This window comes from Bacillus sp. ISL-4, assembly GCF_018613275.1.
In the GTDB taxonomy this organism is placed as follows: Bacteria; Bacillota; Bacilli; order Bacillales; family DSM-1321; genus Peribacillus; species Peribacillus simplex_E.
Genome location: NZ_JAGGQN010000020.1, coordinates 156,332 through 172,108 on the forward strand (window position 1 = coordinate 156,332; position 15,777 = coordinate 172,108).

Sequence of the window (15,777 nt, forward strand, 5' to 3'; positions counted from 1 at the left end):
AGCATTTTTGGAAACGTTTCCATTTAATAACCAAGAGTAAAGCCTATATGACCTTTAACTAAATCGGTTTAGAATTCCCGTAAAAAAGCGCTTTCTTTTGCACAGGAATTCTTACATCCGGTTCTAGCAAGAATTCCTTGAAAGCAAAGTCGGTTTCAAGCGATGCACGCTTGTATCCTCTATTCCTGTTTTATTGATTTGACTAAGCAGTAACTCCGCTGCCAAGTTGGCCATTTCAATGGCTGGCTGATTAACCGTTGTGATGGTCGGTGTATAGAAACTAGCATAGGGCACATCATCGATCCCTATGACCGCTATGTCACCAGGTATATTGATTTCGTGCTGTTTCATATAACGCAACACTTCATTAAGTACGATATCATTTCCTGCCAAAATGGCTTGAGGCGGCTTTTCCAATTCGAAAAATTCTGAAAGTGCAACCGGAATTTCATCTGCGTTCACTGTTTTAATATATTCAGAATTGAATGGTATCCCATGTGTCGCGAGTGAATCCTTGTACCCTTGGATCCGTTCGATACGAGGACTGATATCACGTATTATTGAAGTGGTTATGATTGCAATGGTTTTATAACCCTTTTCAATAAATCTGTCGATCGCTAACTTGGAAGCAAGGTGATTATCGAGCATGACTGTTGCAATATCCAATTCTTCGATCGTCCTATCCATGAAAACAATCGGGAAATGATCACTCTTCATACGTTGATATAAATCAAGGTTGTCCCCTGTGGGGAATATGATGATCCCATCTACTTGTTTAGCTCTTAGCATTTCAATATAATTCTTTTCCTTTTCAGGATTGTCATCTGCATTGCATACGATAATATGGAACCCTTGTTCATAAAAGTAGTTTTCTATAGCTCTAATAACCTGAGTTGAAAACGTGTGAAGGATATTGGCAACCACCACCCCAACGGTAAAAGTGGACTTTTGTTTTAAACTGCGTGCTATTATATTAGGCTGATAGTTTAACTCTTCTATTGTTTCTTCAATCTTTTTCCTGGTTTTTTCACTCATATATTCGTAACGTTTATTCAGGTATTGGGAAACTGTGCTTTTTGATACTTTCGCGTGATTGGCGACATCAGTAATTGTAATGGTTTTCAATTCATTCATTCCTATCGTGTGGTTTCAATTCTCTATTACCAAAATGGCTTAGATATATAAGGAATATTCTATTATAATAAGGAAAGCTTTACAATCACCTTCTAATGCAGTAAAAAAGTCAATTTCCCATACCATGGAACTAATTTACTCACGGTCACTTGTTTGCCTTTTATTGGACCTGAATTCAGACACCTGAGTATGCCATGAAGCCCCCATCGACTGGTACCGTAATTCCCGTGACAAAGCCCGAATAGGATTCATCAACTAGCCAAAGCAATGTACCAAGTAAATCTTCAGGCTGCCCAAAGCGCTTCATGGGTGTTGAAGTAATGATTTTATTAGATCTTGCCGTCAGGCTGCCATCTTCATTAAGCAAAAGATCCCGATTTTGCTTTGTCAAAAAGAATCCTGGAGCAATGGCATTCACCCGTAAACCTTCTTCGGCAAAATGAACAGCCATCCACATGGTAAAATTATTTATCGAAGCTTTGGCAGCACTATATGCTGGTACTTTAGTCATTGGAGCGTAGGCGCTCATGGAAGATACATTCACGATAACAGGTGCTTCCACTTGCAATAACTCTTTCCCAAAAACCTGACTGGCCAAAAATGCACCGGTGAAATTACTGGCAAAAACCTGAGTGAAACCATTTTCATCCAAATCAAAAAAGGATTTTCCTTCTGCTTCTTCCCCATATTTCTCTGGAGCTGTAATGGCATCAGGGTGATTGCCTCCCGCACCATTTATTAATAGATCCACTCTTCCGAACGATTCTATTATTTTCCCTTTTGCATTTTCCAATGAGGTTCTATCCAAAACGTCTGCTGCAATGGAAATCGCAGTCCCCCCAGTTTGTTCAATGAGTTCGACCACTTCTTGCCCTTTTTCCGCCGTTCTGTTCAATATAGCTATCTTGACACCATGACGGGCCAATTCCACCGCCATTTTGGAACATAAAACACCGCTGCCTCCAGTGATAACTGCCACCCTGTTCGATAAGTTTTCATGAATGGGAATCATGATTTTTCACCTAATTTAGTAGCTTCATATGCATCCCATAATCCGAGCAAATACATGATTCCCAATGCTCGGTCATATAAACCGTAACCTGGGCGGCAAACTTCACCCCATATATGGCGGCCATGATCCGGTCTGACATAACCAGTATAATTTTGCTTATTCAATTCTTCCACGACGCCCTGTATATTGATCGATCCATCCTGGGTATGATGGGATGTTTCCACAAAGTCACCATTTTCATAAATCTTCACATTGCGTATATGGGAGAAAGGTGAACGGTCTGCATACTTTTTAGCCACCTGGACCATATCATTTTCAGGGTTTGCCCCCATCGATCCTGTACACAAGGTAAACGCATTCGATGGTGAATCCGAAATCGAGATCAGTTTTTCATAGCTCGACTCACCGGTGATGATTCTTGGCAAGCCAAAAATGGACCATGGCGGATCATCCGGGTGTATTGCCATTTTTATACCGCAAGCCTCTGCAACAGGTAATATTTCTTTTAGGAATATTTCAAGATTCGCCCATAGCTGCTCTTCGTCCACAGTTTTGTAAGCTTCGAATAATTCAGAGATTCTATCCATCTTTTCTGGTTCCCAACCTGGTAAAGTTAAATCTGAAGCTTCCATTACAGTACGAATTAAATCTTGAGGATCTAACGTATCCACTTTCGCCTTTTCATAAAACAGGGCAGTTGAGCCATCTTTCAAAGGATGGAACATTTCCGTCCGAGTCCAATCAAAGATCGGCATGAAGTTATAACAAATGACCTTCACTCCAGCTTCCGAAAGATTCCGGATCGTCTCTTTGTATTTCTCTATATATATCATGCGGTCTTCATTACCCAATTTAATCGATTCATGGACATTTACACTTTCTACGACATCCGTGTGAAAACCAAATGATTGGATATACTCAATTTCTTCTTGAATTTCTTCTTTTTCCCATACCTCACCAACAGGTTTTTGGTGAAGTGCCCAGACAATTCCTTTCACTCCAGGAATCTGTTTAATGTGCTCCAGTGTAACGGTATCATTGTCTTTACCGTACCATCTAAATGTAATGTTCATCATGCACCTCCATTATTCCGCAATTTTTTGCATGTATTTTCGGCTTAATTCCACTGCGGCTTCATAGCCGCCATTTTGATAGGCTTTGTTCAAGTCACTGCCGATCCCGATTGCTACCGCGCCTGCATTCAGCCAGTCCTTCATGTTATCCAAATTAATTCCGCCGGTTGGCATGATCCTTACATTGGGCAGTGGACCATTAACCGACTTGATGAAAGAAGGTTCAAAATGGTTTGCCGGAAATAACTTCAAAACATCACAACCTGCTTCCAATGAAGTAGCCATTTCTCTAATTGTCATGCATCCAGGCATATAGGGAATGCCGTATCGATTACAAAGTTCGGCTACGCCATTGACAAAATAGGGGCTGACGATAAAATTGGCGCCAGCTAAAATCGCATGCCGAGCCGTTTCAGAATCAAGTACCGAGCCTGCTCCTAATAGTGCATCCGTATTTTGCAGATCTTTGAAAGCTTCTTCAATTCCCGGTGTTGTATACGTCAATTCGATTGCCTGAATACCGCCTTCCACAGCTGCTTTAGAAAGTTGTGCCGCCTCCTTTGCATCCTGTCCCCTGATAACAGCTACAACTTTCGTTTCCGTTATTCGATGTATGATTGAATGTTTATCCATAACTCCTACCCCCTTAATTAAAAACGATGATCGCTTTTCGAACTTGTTCTGGATGATTTTCAACAAAATTAAATGCTTCCTGGATATCATCGAGCGAAAATGTATGGGTAACTAAACCTTCATGTCTGATTTTTCTTTCATTTAAAAGTTTTACCACTTTTGGGAACTGATTGGTTTGCAATCTAGATCCTTTCACCGATACTTCCTTTTTTGTGATTGGTAGCTGGGAAACCGATGAAGGACGTTCATCAAAACCGAGTACGACAATCCGCCCCGCCGTTGACACGACATCGAAAGACAATTCGAATGTCATCGGTAAGCATACTGCATCAATGACAACGTTGGCCCCTTCGCCATTCGTCCATTCTTCCACTCGTTTTTGAACATCTTCTTTTCCAGCATGGACGGTGATATCGGCGCCGCTTTCTTTAGCGAATTCCAAACGCTCATCACTTAAATCCGTGATCATCACTGATGCTCCTTGAAGCTTTGCCATCTTTAATATGCAAATTCCAATAGGCCCGGCTCCCTGGATAAGCACTGTTTCCCCTTCCTCCACTTCGCCTCTCCAAACGGCCTGTGCGCCGATTGTGTATGGCTCAGCCAATACTATTTCTTCCCAAGCTAAAGCGGAATCCACAACATGTAATTGTTTCTCCGGAAGGACGAACCATTCCCTCATCCCACCATCTTCATGTACCCCAAAAACGGAAAGTTTTTCACAAACATTTTGGCGGCCTTTACGGCAGGCGTAACACTCCCCGCAATAACTGATGGGCTCAATAACAACGTGGTCCCCCACTTTTATGCCCGCGACACCTTGACCTATCTCCACAACTTCTCCCGCTACTTCATGCCCAACGACACGCGGCAGAGTAGCAAGAGGATTCGTACCATGATAAATATGCATATCCGATCCGCAAATCCCGACTCTTTTTACTTTCACAAGGACATCCGTCGAGTTTGAAATACGAGGTTTTTCCACTTCTTGAATGATCAGTTCATGAGCTCTCCGTACTTGAACCGCTTTCATTTCCCCACCTACTTTGTAAGAAATTCATAAACACTTGATGCTATCGTAATACCTTGTTTCAGGTTTTTTTCTTCATTGATTTGTTCAATCTCACCCGGTACATATACGCGATCGAACCCTGGAGCAGGTTCAACCTGTTGCAGCTCTTCGATCATTTGATCCATTTGCTCTAAAAATATATCAGTATCCGTAAAGAACGAAGGATTAATTACACAAAAATAATGTCCAAGCTTCCGTTTCTTATCAAGGTCGTCATACATTTTTCCAATGTGCGGGCCAAATGCCGCACCGGCCAATAATCCAGAAAACACATCTACAATTACGGATAGACCATAGCCTTTCGGGCCTCCGAAAGTGGAAAGGGAAACGACTTTATTCGGGTCTGTGACATTAGCTCCATTTTCATCCACTCCCCATCCTTCAGGGATTTCCTTTCCTTCTTCACGTGCCTGGAGGATTTTCCCCAGCGCAACATTGGATGTTGCCATATCAAGAATAAAGGGTTTCTTCGTTTTGGCAGGAACTCCGTAAGCGATTGGGTTGGTACCAAGAAATGATGTTTTTCCTCCGAACGGGACCACAATTTTATCGGTATGTGACATCGCGATGCCAATCAACTTTGCATCAGCGGCTTTTTGAACAAAATAGCTTAGTGCCCCGCAATGGCTGCTATTATGAACAGTCACCATGCCCACGCCATTATCTCTAGCCATTTCGATTGCATGGTCCATGGCCACGTCGCTAATCACATGCCCAAATCCATCATCTCCATCAACTACACCGGTAACGGGCCCTGTCTTTTGGAAGGAAATCTGGGCATCGGGATTTATTCCTCCTGCCTGTAAACGGTTCACATAATGCTCTGTTCGCAAGACACCATGGGAATTGACATTTCTGAGATCGGCATGAACCAATACTTCCGCGATTTTCCCGGCATTTTCTTCATTTAAACCCACTTTGGTCAGCTGTTGTATGACTAATCGTTTTGCTTCCTCGGCTTGTATCGTTACTGTTGCCATTTATCCCCCTCATTTCTTTCAGTCATCTATCTTTCTATAACAGCCTCATTCTGTATGAAAGGCATTACTTCATCCAAATATGGTAATCCTTCATTGTCCCCAGCCACAGTGGTGACAAGAGCTCCTACACCATTTGCGAATGTCAATCTTTCTTCAATTGATAAGCCATGAAGATATCCGTAAATATAACCGGCATCATAACCATCGCCCGCACCAACAGTATCTACAGGTATAACAGGGAAGGCTTCTTTTTCATGCCAATCATTTTTGGTATATAGTTTTGAACCATGTTTCCCGTCCTTAATGACAAGCTGATCAATATCATTCACCTTTGCGAATTCCACCAAAGATTCTTTAGAGTCAGTTCCGATGATCAATCTTATTTCATCCAAACCTGTAAGCAAAATATCAACATATGGAAAAATATCATAATATACTGATCTTGCTTCCTCGATGGACCATAGCTTTAGGCGGATATTCGGATCAAATGAAACAGGTATATTTTTTTGTTTTGCAATATCCATTACCCTCTTGGCAATATCCACATTTTTAGGATCTATAGCCAAAAATACTCCAGTAAGGTGGACTATATCAATCTCTTCAAACATCTTCTCTGTTATATCTCCCGGCTTTAAAGTTAAAATGGGAGATTGATAACGGTAATAAAATGTCTTTCCGGAACCATCTTCCCGGATTTCTTTAAAGTTAAGAGATGTTGGATATCCATTTACATAGGCAACATCACTCATGTCCACGCCTTCCCCACGAGCGAAATTATATATAACTTTACCGAATTCATCCTTGCCTAAGCGGCTTATCCATTTTGCCCGCATGCCAAGCCTTGCACAGCCAATCGCAAAATTCAGTTCAGCGCCTCCTACTTTTCGCTCAAAACGGTTAACGAATCTTAAAGGTCCTGTCTCTTCCGGATTTAGCGTAATCATGGCGTCGCCGAGCGTTAAAACACCATATTTTGATGACAATACAGTACCTCCTTCTTTCGAACAATCACAAATAAAAACAAAAATATTTGATCATATCACTTTCATTACATTTTTTAGCTAAATCGATTTAGTAAAATACTAAACCGGTTTGGTAAATCATAAGGAAATTGTAAATGAAAACCCTACCAAAAACAATAGAAAAGTTTGATAATTTATAATTTTATTTTTATTCGATATATTTCATATTATTTTTCAGCCAAATTTATGATAAAAAAACCATATTACGGTAAAGTGGAAGGACTTATTCCTTCCCTCTTTTTTTAATGATTAAGAGATTCTGATTTTCATCCAAGAGCTTTCAATCAAATTTAACTCTTTGCTATTAATTTGGAGAAAGTTGTATAATATATCAATTGTTAAATAAGTATGAAAGGTTGTTTTTGGGAATGAGTTTTTTGAAAATTTACATCTTACTTACCGGAATAATGATAACATGGGGGTTAAATGTCTCAGTTATTAAAATTTTAGTTGCGAATACACAGCCCGTAACAATAACCTCTTTGAGAATTTTCACTGCTTCTCTTATAGTCATTCTTATCCTTTTCTTCTTTGGACTAATACGCCTTCCAAAAAAAAGTGAACTTTTTTACGTTTTTGGAGGAGCACTTTTGAGTGTCGTTTTTCATCATTATTTTTTAGCTGAGGGATTGACGAAGACTTCTGCATCGAATGCTGGACTGATTTTGGGCATGGGGCCAATTCTGACTGTCATCTTAACCATGATATTCTTTCGTAAAAAGCCCACTTTAATTAGGCTTTTTGGCTTTATATGCGGTGCCCTAGGTGTGAGTTTTACCGTTATGGCAGGAAGTGGAGGACTTCATTCTATTAATCTGGGGGATGTGGATATTTTACTTTCCATACTTTCACAGGCATTAAGTTTCATACTTATCAATAAAGCCTCAAAAACAATGGATCCACGATTACTAACCGGCTACATGATGCTGATCGGGTCTTTTATTCTTTTTGCCATCAGCTTATGGAAGGAACCAGAGGGCTTATCTTCACTGGCAGCTGCACCACCCTCCATCTGGGGAGCTTTCATTTTCTCCGCCATTTTTGCCACTGCCCTCGGGCACATGAGCTATAATTATGCCATTGGTAAGGTAGGCGCAGCCGAATCATCCATTTTTCTTAACTTAAACACCTTATTCTCTTTGTTAGGGGCAGCATTTTTCCTCAATGAAGCCATTGTGCCTGCACATTTCATTGGACTCATCTTTATTGTTTCGGGGGTATTGCTTGGCTCCGGTGCAATTGAAATATGGATTCTACAAAGGAAAAATAAACGTATATCTGCCTAGCGGCAACGGCAGCCCCTAGAGATTCAATAACTTTCTTCGTACCAGAATAAGAGACCCTATAACACTACCATCTTAATGGCTTAGCAGTGTCATAGGGTCTTATTATATTTTGTCCACCCTCTCCTCCATCTTCAGATGATTTTAAACACTTGAAACATTCTTTCAGAATAATAATTGGAGATACATATCCGTTACAAAACACCCCTAAATTCACATGGACATGTCCATTGAAATATGCCCATTATGACAAGCCTTTTTGTCAGCTGTGGCCCTTTTCTTTCTGAGAAACCTCGTTGAAGACATATTGTTTATTTACTATTGGTTTTAATATATTAATAAATATAAAAGAGACTGTCTATGGGTCACAGACAGCCTGAGATTCCAGTCATGCTTATAAAGCAAATCAATTAGCCCAGATTGCAAACAAGCCTTCTGTTACACCCAATTTGTATATATAATAAAGTCCGAATGCAAAACTTAAAGCTCCCGCCAGTTTGATGAAGATTCGGTTTAAAACGATATCCTTTCCATTCAAAGCAAACGGTATGCCTAGTAAAGTTGTAAAGCACAGCATGCCAATTATCGTCCCTGCGCCAAATATAATGATATAGATGGATCCTTCACCTATACCGTTTACGGTCGACATAGTTAGAATGACCATTGCGGCACTGCTCGCGAGACCATGGACGAACCCAATTAAAGCAGACACCAAAAAAGGACGAAATCTATCTTTGTCGTTCGTGATATCAGGGCGAGCTTTAAATAAACTTTTCGCCCCTAGCATAACAAGCATAATACCAACGCCGAATTCCAGCGTCATGCTTAACGACTCTGGAATTTCCCCTTTCATCCAAATGAATAGCATACCTATAAGAAACAGCGTACATGTATGCCCTATTCCCCAATACCCCCCATTAGAGTGGACCGAGATAATTTTTTCGTTTTTCCTGCCGTGGTTGCTACTGCAATAACATGATCCGGCTCTAACGAATGCTTTATCCCCAATAGGAATCCTAATGTAAGAATCGACACCAAGCTCATTTCTCTACCACCTCACCGAGACACTTCCATACTTCTTCATACACCCTTTTAAGAGGTATATTGTTCTGAACGGCAATTTTACGGCAATCTTCATATTCAGGTGCCTGCTGTATGGGTTGGCCCTCATGGTACCCTCTCTTTATCGTCACTTGCCCCCATTGTGTGTCTACATGTAAAAAAGATCGTTCGAGCCTGTGCACGGTAAGTGGATAGTAGCGTATACCGAGAGTCGTCGTTTCAGCAAATAATATTTTCTTGATTTTCGAAATCTCCTGCTGTGAACAGAGAAGTTGCAATAACACCCCCGGTCGATTTTTTTTCATGAAGATTGGGGTATAAAATACATCATTCGCTCCTGATTCAAACAACAAATCCATTACATGACCAAGCCATTCACCGGAAATATCATCTAGATTCACTTCCATTTTTACCATTTGTCCATCAAGATGCTCATGATCAGGTGGGTGCTTCATTGGATCTCCCCTATAATAATGCGAAGAACGTTCGGATGATTTTCAAATGTTTTTGTCCCCGCACCATAGCCAATCGATTCGACAGTCATGGTTGGAGGCGTGCCAAATTTTTCAGCTAAAACCGCAGCGATGGCAGCACCGGTCGGCGTTGCTAATTCGGAACGAATAACGTTTGAGGCAATCGGTACCCCCTTTAATATTTCAAGTGTGGCAGGTGCAGGAACCGGATATACACCGTGATCAATATGTATATGTCCAGATCCCGTTGGAATGGCTGATGACTGAACTGATTCAATACCTAGCTGATCGATTAAAATTGCAGCCCCGATTATATCTATTATTGAATCTACAGCTCCTACCTCATGAAAGTGAACTTTATCAAGCGGAAGCCCGTGTATGTGCCCTTCCGCTTCACCTATCTTCTTAAATATGGCGAGTGACATGTTTGTTACCGATTCATTAAGGTTTGCCTCATTGATGGCTTCTACAATTTGTTTGTAGGTGCGGCTACCATGATGATTGTGAGGTGCATGGCTATGGTTGGGTTCGGTTTCATGAGTGTGGCTGTGTTCATGTCCTTGACTGTGGCTGTGTTCATGTGGTTGCTCTGATTTACTGGTAAGAATGACATCAAATTTAGTACTCGTAATGCCATTTTTGACGACTTTCCCCCATGACAGATTATATTCTTCATCTATATTCAGCTTTTTTAACTCTTCTTCCATTTGTAAAGGGTCTGCACCTGCATCAATCAACGCACCAATAACCATATCTCCGCTTATGCCGGAAAAGCAGTCAAAATATAATGTCCTCATCATCATTGATCTCCTTTTTATGTACAAGTTTGTATATAATCGCTGCATTGTAGGCTGCACCAAATCCATTATCGATGTTCACCACACTTACACCCGATGCGCATGAATTAAGCATTGATAAAAGTGCAGATAAACCGTTAAAATTGGCACCGTAACCGATACTTGTCGGAACAGCAATAATTGGATTCGCGACAAGGCCTCCTAACACACTTGGGAGTGCCCCTTCCATCCCCGCTACACAAACTGATACGGTAGCCCCTCGTATCTCGTCTATATTATCAAGGAGGCGGTGCAGCCCAGCAACACCAACATCGTATATACGCCTGACTGGAATACCTAGTGTTCCGGCCGTCACGGCAGCTTCTTCAGCAACGGACAAATCTGATGTCCCGGCGCACACAATTGCAATATATGAACCAACGGATTTAGGCTTTTCTTTAACCCAAGCAAGTGTCCGTGCCATATCGTTATACTCAAATTCACTGCACTCTTTTTGTACAAATACTGCTTTTTCCCGAGAAATACGAGTCACAAGCACAGAATCATTCCTTGTCCGCAGTGATTGTACAATCGTTAAAATTTGCGCAGCTGTTTTCCCTTCTCCAAACACAATTTCGGGAAAGCCTTGTCTCCTTTTACGATGATGATCAATTTTTACAAACCCTAAATTTTCATATGATGCAAGTTTTTCCTTTGCTTCAGCTGCTGTCAATGAACCATTTTGAACCTGCTCTAAAATATCATCAATCATAACTTCTCTTCCTTTTTAAGTGCTATATTCATACTTCCGCTTGTATAGCCCGTGAGATCCATTGATACATACTTATAACCAAATTGCTTCAGTCGTTTCGTGATCGCCACATGGTATTGGAGCACTCGCGGCATATCAACGGGTTCAACTTCAATTCGGGCAGTATCCTCATGCGTCCTGACTCTTACCTGATGAATATCCAATGATTTTAAGTATGCTTCTGATTTATCCACTTTCGTCAATTTTTCCTTCGTAATGATATCGCCATATGCAATGCGTGAAGATAGGCAAGCGAATGATGGTTTATCCCAGGTTGGCAAACCGGCTTGCTTGGACAATACTCTTATTTCTTCTTTGAATAAACCGGCTTCTAGAAGAGGTCCCCTGATTCCTTTTTCTTTAGCTGCTTTCATACCTGGACGAAATTCGTTAGCATCATCAGCAATGACGCCATAAATAATATTATTAAATTCATTTTCTTCAAGAATAGGAAGCAGGTGGTCAAATAAACTACTTTTACAAAAGTAACAGCGATTCTGATTATTTTCTGAATATCCAGGAATGGCCAACTCCGATGTCTGAATGACTCGATGGTTGGCACCAATCCATTTTGATAGCACAATGGCTTCTTTCAACTCACTCGACGGATAGGTTTCCGAATCTGCTGTAATGGCTAACACATTATCATAACCCAAAGTAGCAATAGCAACATTTAGCAAAAAAGTGCTGTCCACCCCTCCTGAAAAAGCGACCACAACCGACTCCATTTTTTGGAGAATCCTCTGCAGATTTCTATACTTTTCTAGTAACATAGCATTTTTCCCCTTTCTGGTTTGTCTGAATTTATCTACTGTCCACCAGCAATAACACCCTTGATGGACTACTAAAAGATTGAAAGAGATACATCAAATTGGTAAGAAAGGAGGAAATAAACACAGTCATGCTTTCATTCCCAGCGCCTATTGGACTGAAATTCATATAAGCGACGGATTGCTTTAGCTTTTTTGTACGATAGCTGAAAAATTTTTTGCCGTTCCTGTCAGCCTGGTGTAATCTTCACCTGTAATCAATTTCGTAGGATTGATCAATGAACCACCAAGTCCCGCCGCGATGGCCCCTGCCTTAAAAAAAGATGCAAGGTTGTCAAGGTTTACACCGCCAGTTGGCATAAGGGGAATGTGAGGAAGCGGTCCTTTAAGATTTTTAAAGTAGCTAACACCCAGTGTATCTGCCGGGAAAACTTTGATAATGTCAGCTCCATGCTCATATGCAGTCAATATTTCGGTTGGTGTGAGCGCACCAGGGATACTAATAACGCCATAGCGCTTCGCCATTTTAATCGTTTTGACATTGACGGTTGGAGAAAAGATGAATTCTGCCCCTGCCATGATGACCGCACGGGCCGTTTCAGGATCCAATACTGTACCGGCACCGGCTATGATATCATCACCGAACTCCTCTTTCACTCTTTCAATTAAATGGCACACCTTGGGAGTTTCCACTGTTATTTCTAGCGTTCGGATGCCGCCCTCTTTCAGGGCCCGGGCGATTGGTATAATTTGATCTGGGCGTGCACCGCGAATGACGGCGACCAGCTTCCCATGTTTAAGCTCTTCAAGTTTAGTCATTTTTTCCACCTTTCTACCTCGTCACATCATCAGCGCCGCCACTCATGAACAAATCGAGGTCGGCACGGACCGGCAAACCCTCAACATCGCCATTTACCATCGTTGCCATTGCTCCCATGGCATTTCCACGCCTTGCAGCTTCATCTAGCGGCAGTCCATCAAGCAGGCCGGAAAGTACACCGGATGCAAAAGCATCACCAGCCCCGATGGGATCCACGACCCGTTCCACATAGAATCCAGGAACGTATGTTTTCGGTACAGACGGGGCTGAAATTAAAGAGCCCTCTTTGCCCAATTTAAGTAAAACGGTTTCGACACCGAGTTCATGAAAATGATCGGCAAACATCTCCGGAGTATGGGAGCCGAATAAAAAGTCGGCTTCGGCCACCCCAGGCATGACGATATCACTTTTCGAGGCGTACTTTGTTATGATGTGACGTGCTTCATTTTCATCAGGCCATATTTTCAAGCGAATATTCGGATCGAAGACGATCTTTGTTCCGTTTTCTTTAGCAATGCGGATCGCTTTATCCAAGAGCGACTGACACGAATTCCCTAGTGCAGGGGTAATTCCGGTAATATGGAGATAAGCTGCGTCTTGGATGGCAAGATCAGGTAGTAAATCCGCCGTCATTTTGCTAGCTGCCGAATCTTTCCGGTAATAATAAACTCTAGTATCATTCAGCCTTCTGAATTCTTTAAAAAAGACTCCGGTAGGCGCAACAGGGTCTCTTGTTACATAAGAGACATCAACGCCTTCTCCGCGAATGAACGATTGCATGGCATCGCCAAATTCATCCTCGCCGAGGCGGCTTATCCAGCGTGACCTATGACCGAGGCGGCTTAACCCGATCGCGACATTGGATTCCGCTCCGCCAAACTTCATTGAAAAAGATCGGGCGTGGCGAAGTGGACCTTCTTCATTCGGGGTAAACATCGTCATTGTTTCTCCGATGGTTACAACATCCATGTCATCACCTTCTTTCTCTTGTCATGCTATTACGTGATTAGAAAGCGTACCGATCTTCTCAATGCTGATGTTCATCCGGTCACCGTTTTTCAACCAGATTTTCGGATTCCTTCCCATTCCAACGCCTGGTGGCGTGCCAGTTGCAATCAAATCACCTGGCATTAGTGTCATGGACTGTGATAAAAATGATATGATTTTCGGAACCGTAAAAATTAGGTTGCTTGTATTTGAATCCTGCATAATTTCACCGTTTAATTCAAGCGAAATCGCTAGATTGTGGGGGTCACCCACTTCATCTTGTGTCACGATAACAGGACCAAATGGAGCAAATGTGTCCGCCGTTTTGCCTCTCGACCACTGGCCATCCTGAAATTGCAAGTCTCGGGCGCTAATATCATTCATAATTGTATAGCCAAAGATGTAGTCATTTGCCTCTTCTTCTGATACATGTTTCGCTTCTCTTCCAATGACAAACGCAAGCTCTGCTTCAAAGTCGACCGCGGTTGAATTAATTGGAATTTCAATCGCATCATTATGGCCGGCAATGGCATTTGCATATTTTGAAAAAACGACCGGTGATTCAGGAGGCTCCATCCCCGTTTCCTTGCAATGATCAAAATAGTTAAGTCCTACGCAAATGATTTTATCCGGCTTTGCGATTGGCGGCAGGATTTTTACTTCTGACAGATTGAATATTGCATCGTCATTAACCCGTTGCTCAATTAACTGTTCAGCACGTGTTCTTAACTCGCTGCTTCGTTCTATGAATTTTTTCATGCAAGCTGGAAATTCTTCTGGACCGAGAGCCGTTAAACTAATAATTTGATCATTTTTAACAAGACCGATGTGTTGTTCGGTTTGTACGGAAAAAGTCGCTATTTTCATATTTTTCCCCTTTCCTAAGTCAAAGCGTATGGTGTTAATCCTCCGTTTAGCACCTGAACGATATTTCTCGCTGCCTTTTGACGAAGTTCAACCATTGCTTCCTCTGAATACCAGGCGCTGTGCGGTGTAATGATGACATTGTCCATTGTTAGCAGCGGGCTATCGGTGCTGACCGGCTCATTCTCTGTCACATCAAGTGCTGCACCTGCAATTACCCCTTTTTCAAGTGCATCAGAAAGTGCTTTTTCATCGATTATCGGTCCACGTGCCGTGTTGATGATAACCGCATTTCTCTTCATTTGTTTAAGGCGCTCCTCATTGATCAGATGGTATGTATCATCAATTAAGGGCACATGGATCGACAAATAATCGGCTTCTGCTATAATTTCGTCGAGATCCATTTTTTGAACCCCAACCGCAGCCATGTCTGCTGCCGAAACGAAAGGATCGTAAGCAACAGTTTTAAAGCCGAGCGGTTTCACCTTTTCAATGAAACGGCGCGGAATCCGGCCAAAGCCTAGAACCCCAACAGTTTGCTCATTAAAGCGATGAATCGGGACACACACCTTAAAGTCCCAGTTACCCTTTTTCACTTCCTTGTTTAACAGTGTTACTTTCCGCGCCGAAGAAAGTAAAAGTGCCAATGCATGATTCGATACTTCTTCCATGCCATAATCTGGTACATTGGCGACAGTAATCCCCTTTTCCTTAGCCGCATTGAGATCAATTGTATTGACGCCAACACCGTAACGGGAAATGATTTTCGTGTTTTCAAGCGAATCAATAACTCGGCGTGAGATAGGAGCATATTGATTTAAAATTGCATCCACTTCTTTTGCCTGCTCCATTACTTCTTCTTCAGTTTTGCATTGCGCTTTGATGAATTCGATTTCAAGACCGCTTTCTTGAAAAATCTCTTCTTCATATTTCAAATGTTCAAATTCGTAATCCGTTAATAATATTTTAAAGGACATTTGGGCTCAACTCCTTTTTAGTAATAAA

At 41.8% G+C, this 15,777-nt stretch carries 16 protein-coding genes and 1 pseudogene; 1 reads left to right on the forward strand and 16 read right to left on the reverse strand.

Annotation, left to right across the window (positions count from 1 at the left end):
- Positions 1-123 precede the first annotated feature (123 nt).
- The 7 genes from J7J00_RS16330 to J7J00_RS16360 all read right to left on the reverse strand — a co-directional run bounded on the left by J7J00_RS16330 (position 124) and on the right by J7J00_RS16360 (position 6,887).
- Entirely contained in the window at positions 124-1,125 is a 1,002-nt protein-coding gene (locus J7J00_RS16330) for a LacI family DNA-binding transcriptional regulator (RefSeq protein WP_214792348.1), read from the reverse strand.
- Positions 1,126-1,309: 184 nt separating this feature from the next.
- Positions 1,310-2,146 (reverse strand): SDR family oxidoreductase, encoded by an 837-nt coding sequence (locus tag J7J00_RS16335; protein WP_214792198.1) that lies wholly within the window; start codon positions 2,144-2,146, stop codon positions 1,310-1,312.
- Positions 2,143-3,219 carry a mannonate dehydratase gene (gene uxuA / locus J7J00_RS16340; RefSeq protein ID WP_214792200.1) on the reverse strand — a complete coding sequence of 359 codons (1,077 nt, stop codon included), beginning with the start codon at positions 3,217-3,219 and terminating at the stop codon, positions 2,143-2,145. Before uxuA ends, J7J00_RS16335 begins: the two co-directional genes overlap by 4 nt.
- A gap of 12 nt (positions 3,220-3,231) precedes the next feature.
- The gene (locus J7J00_RS16345; RefSeq protein ID WP_214792202.1) at positions 3,232-3,852 is read right to left on the reverse strand and encodes a bifunctional 2-keto-4-hydroxyglutarate aldolase/2-keto-3-deoxy-6-phosphogluconate aldolase; all 621 of its coding nucleotides are present in this window, start codon (positions 3,850-3,852) and stop codon (positions 3,232-3,234) included.
- A 13-nt stretch (positions 3,853-3,865) separates the two neighbouring features.
- Complete coding sequence (locus J7J00_RS16350; protein ID WP_214792204.1) at positions 3,866-4,885, reverse strand: zinc-binding alcohol dehydrogenase family protein; 1,020 nt, start codon at positions 4,883-4,885, stop codon at positions 3,866-3,868.
- 8 nt (positions 4,886-4,893) lie between these two features.
- Positions 4,894-5,904 carry an ureidoglycolate dehydrogenase gene (gene allD / locus J7J00_RS16355; protein ID WP_214792206.1) on the reverse strand — a complete coding sequence of 337 codons (1,011 nt, stop codon included), beginning with the start codon at positions 5,902-5,904 and terminating at the stop codon, positions 4,894-4,896.
- Positions 5,905-5,930: 26 nt separating this feature from the next.
- Entirely contained in the window at positions 5,931-6,887 is a 957-nt protein-coding gene (locus J7J00_RS16360) for a sugar kinase (RefSeq protein WP_214792208.1), read from the reverse strand.
- A 407-nt stretch (positions 6,888-7,294) separates the two neighbouring features.
- Between J7J00_RS16360 and J7J00_RS16365 the strand changes: the two genes are divergently transcribed.
- A complete protein-coding gene (locus tag J7J00_RS16365; protein ID WP_089363384.1) occupies positions 7,295-8,212 on the forward strand; it encodes a DMT family transporter in 918 nt (305 codons plus the stop codon).
- A gap of 403 nt (positions 8,213-8,615) precedes the next feature.
- Here the strand turns inward: J7J00_RS16365 and J7J00_RS16370 are convergent.
- The 9 genes and pseudogenes from J7J00_RS16370 to J7J00_RS16410 form a co-directional block, all read right to left on the reverse strand.
- A pseudogene (locus tag J7J00_RS16370) lies at positions 8,616-9,253 on the reverse strand (urease accessory protein UreH).
- Complete coding sequence (larC2, locus tag J7J00_RS16375; RefSeq protein ID WP_286201403.1) at positions 9,250-9,726, reverse strand: nickel pincer cofactor biosynthesis protein LarC2; 477 nt, start codon at positions 9,724-9,726, stop codon at positions 9,250-9,252. Before larC2 ends, J7J00_RS16370 begins: the two are co-directional and overlap by 4 nt.
- A complete protein-coding gene (gene larC, locus J7J00_RS16380) occupies positions 9,723-10,541 on the reverse strand; it encodes a nickel pincer cofactor biosynthesis protein LarC (RefSeq protein WP_214792210.1) in 819 nt (272 codons plus the stop codon). Before larC ends, larC2 begins: the two co-directional genes overlap by 4 nt.
- Positions 10,522-11,292 carry a nickel pincer cofactor biosynthesis protein LarB gene (larB, locus tag J7J00_RS16385; protein WP_214792212.1) on the reverse strand — a complete coding sequence of 257 codons (771 nt, stop codon included), beginning with the start codon at positions 11,290-11,292 and terminating at the stop codon, positions 10,522-10,524. The genes larC and larB overlap by 20 nt, the downstream gene beginning before the upstream one ends.
- A complete protein-coding gene (larE, locus tag J7J00_RS16390) occupies positions 11,289-12,104 on the reverse strand; it encodes an ATP-dependent sacrificial sulfur transferase LarE (RefSeq protein ID WP_214792214.1) in 816 nt (271 codons plus the stop codon). Before larE ends, larB begins: the two co-directional genes overlap by 4 nt.
- A gap of 183 nt (positions 12,105-12,287) precedes the next feature.
- Entirely contained in the window at positions 12,288-12,920 is a 633-nt protein-coding gene (locus J7J00_RS16395; RefSeq protein WP_214792216.1) for a bifunctional 4-hydroxy-2-oxoglutarate aldolase/2-dehydro-3-deoxy-phosphogluconate aldolase, read from the reverse strand.
- Between the two features lie 13 nt (positions 12,921-12,933).
- Entirely contained in the window at positions 12,934-13,890 is a 957-nt protein-coding gene (locus tag J7J00_RS16400) for a sugar kinase (protein WP_214792218.1), read from the reverse strand.
- Positions 13,891-13,911: 21 nt separating this feature from the next.
- Positions 13,912-14,775, reverse strand: a complete 864-nt coding sequence (locus tag J7J00_RS16405; RefSeq protein ID WP_214792220.1) for a fumarylacetoacetate hydrolase family protein — start codon at positions 14,773-14,775, stop codon at positions 13,912-13,914.
- A gap of 14 nt (positions 14,776-14,789) precedes the next feature.
- Positions 14,790-15,749 carry a C-terminal binding protein gene (locus tag J7J00_RS16410; RefSeq protein WP_214792221.1) on the reverse strand — a complete coding sequence of 320 codons (960 nt, stop codon included), beginning with the start codon at positions 15,747-15,749 and terminating at the stop codon, positions 14,790-14,792.
- Positions 15,750-15,777 lie beyond the last annotated feature (28 nt).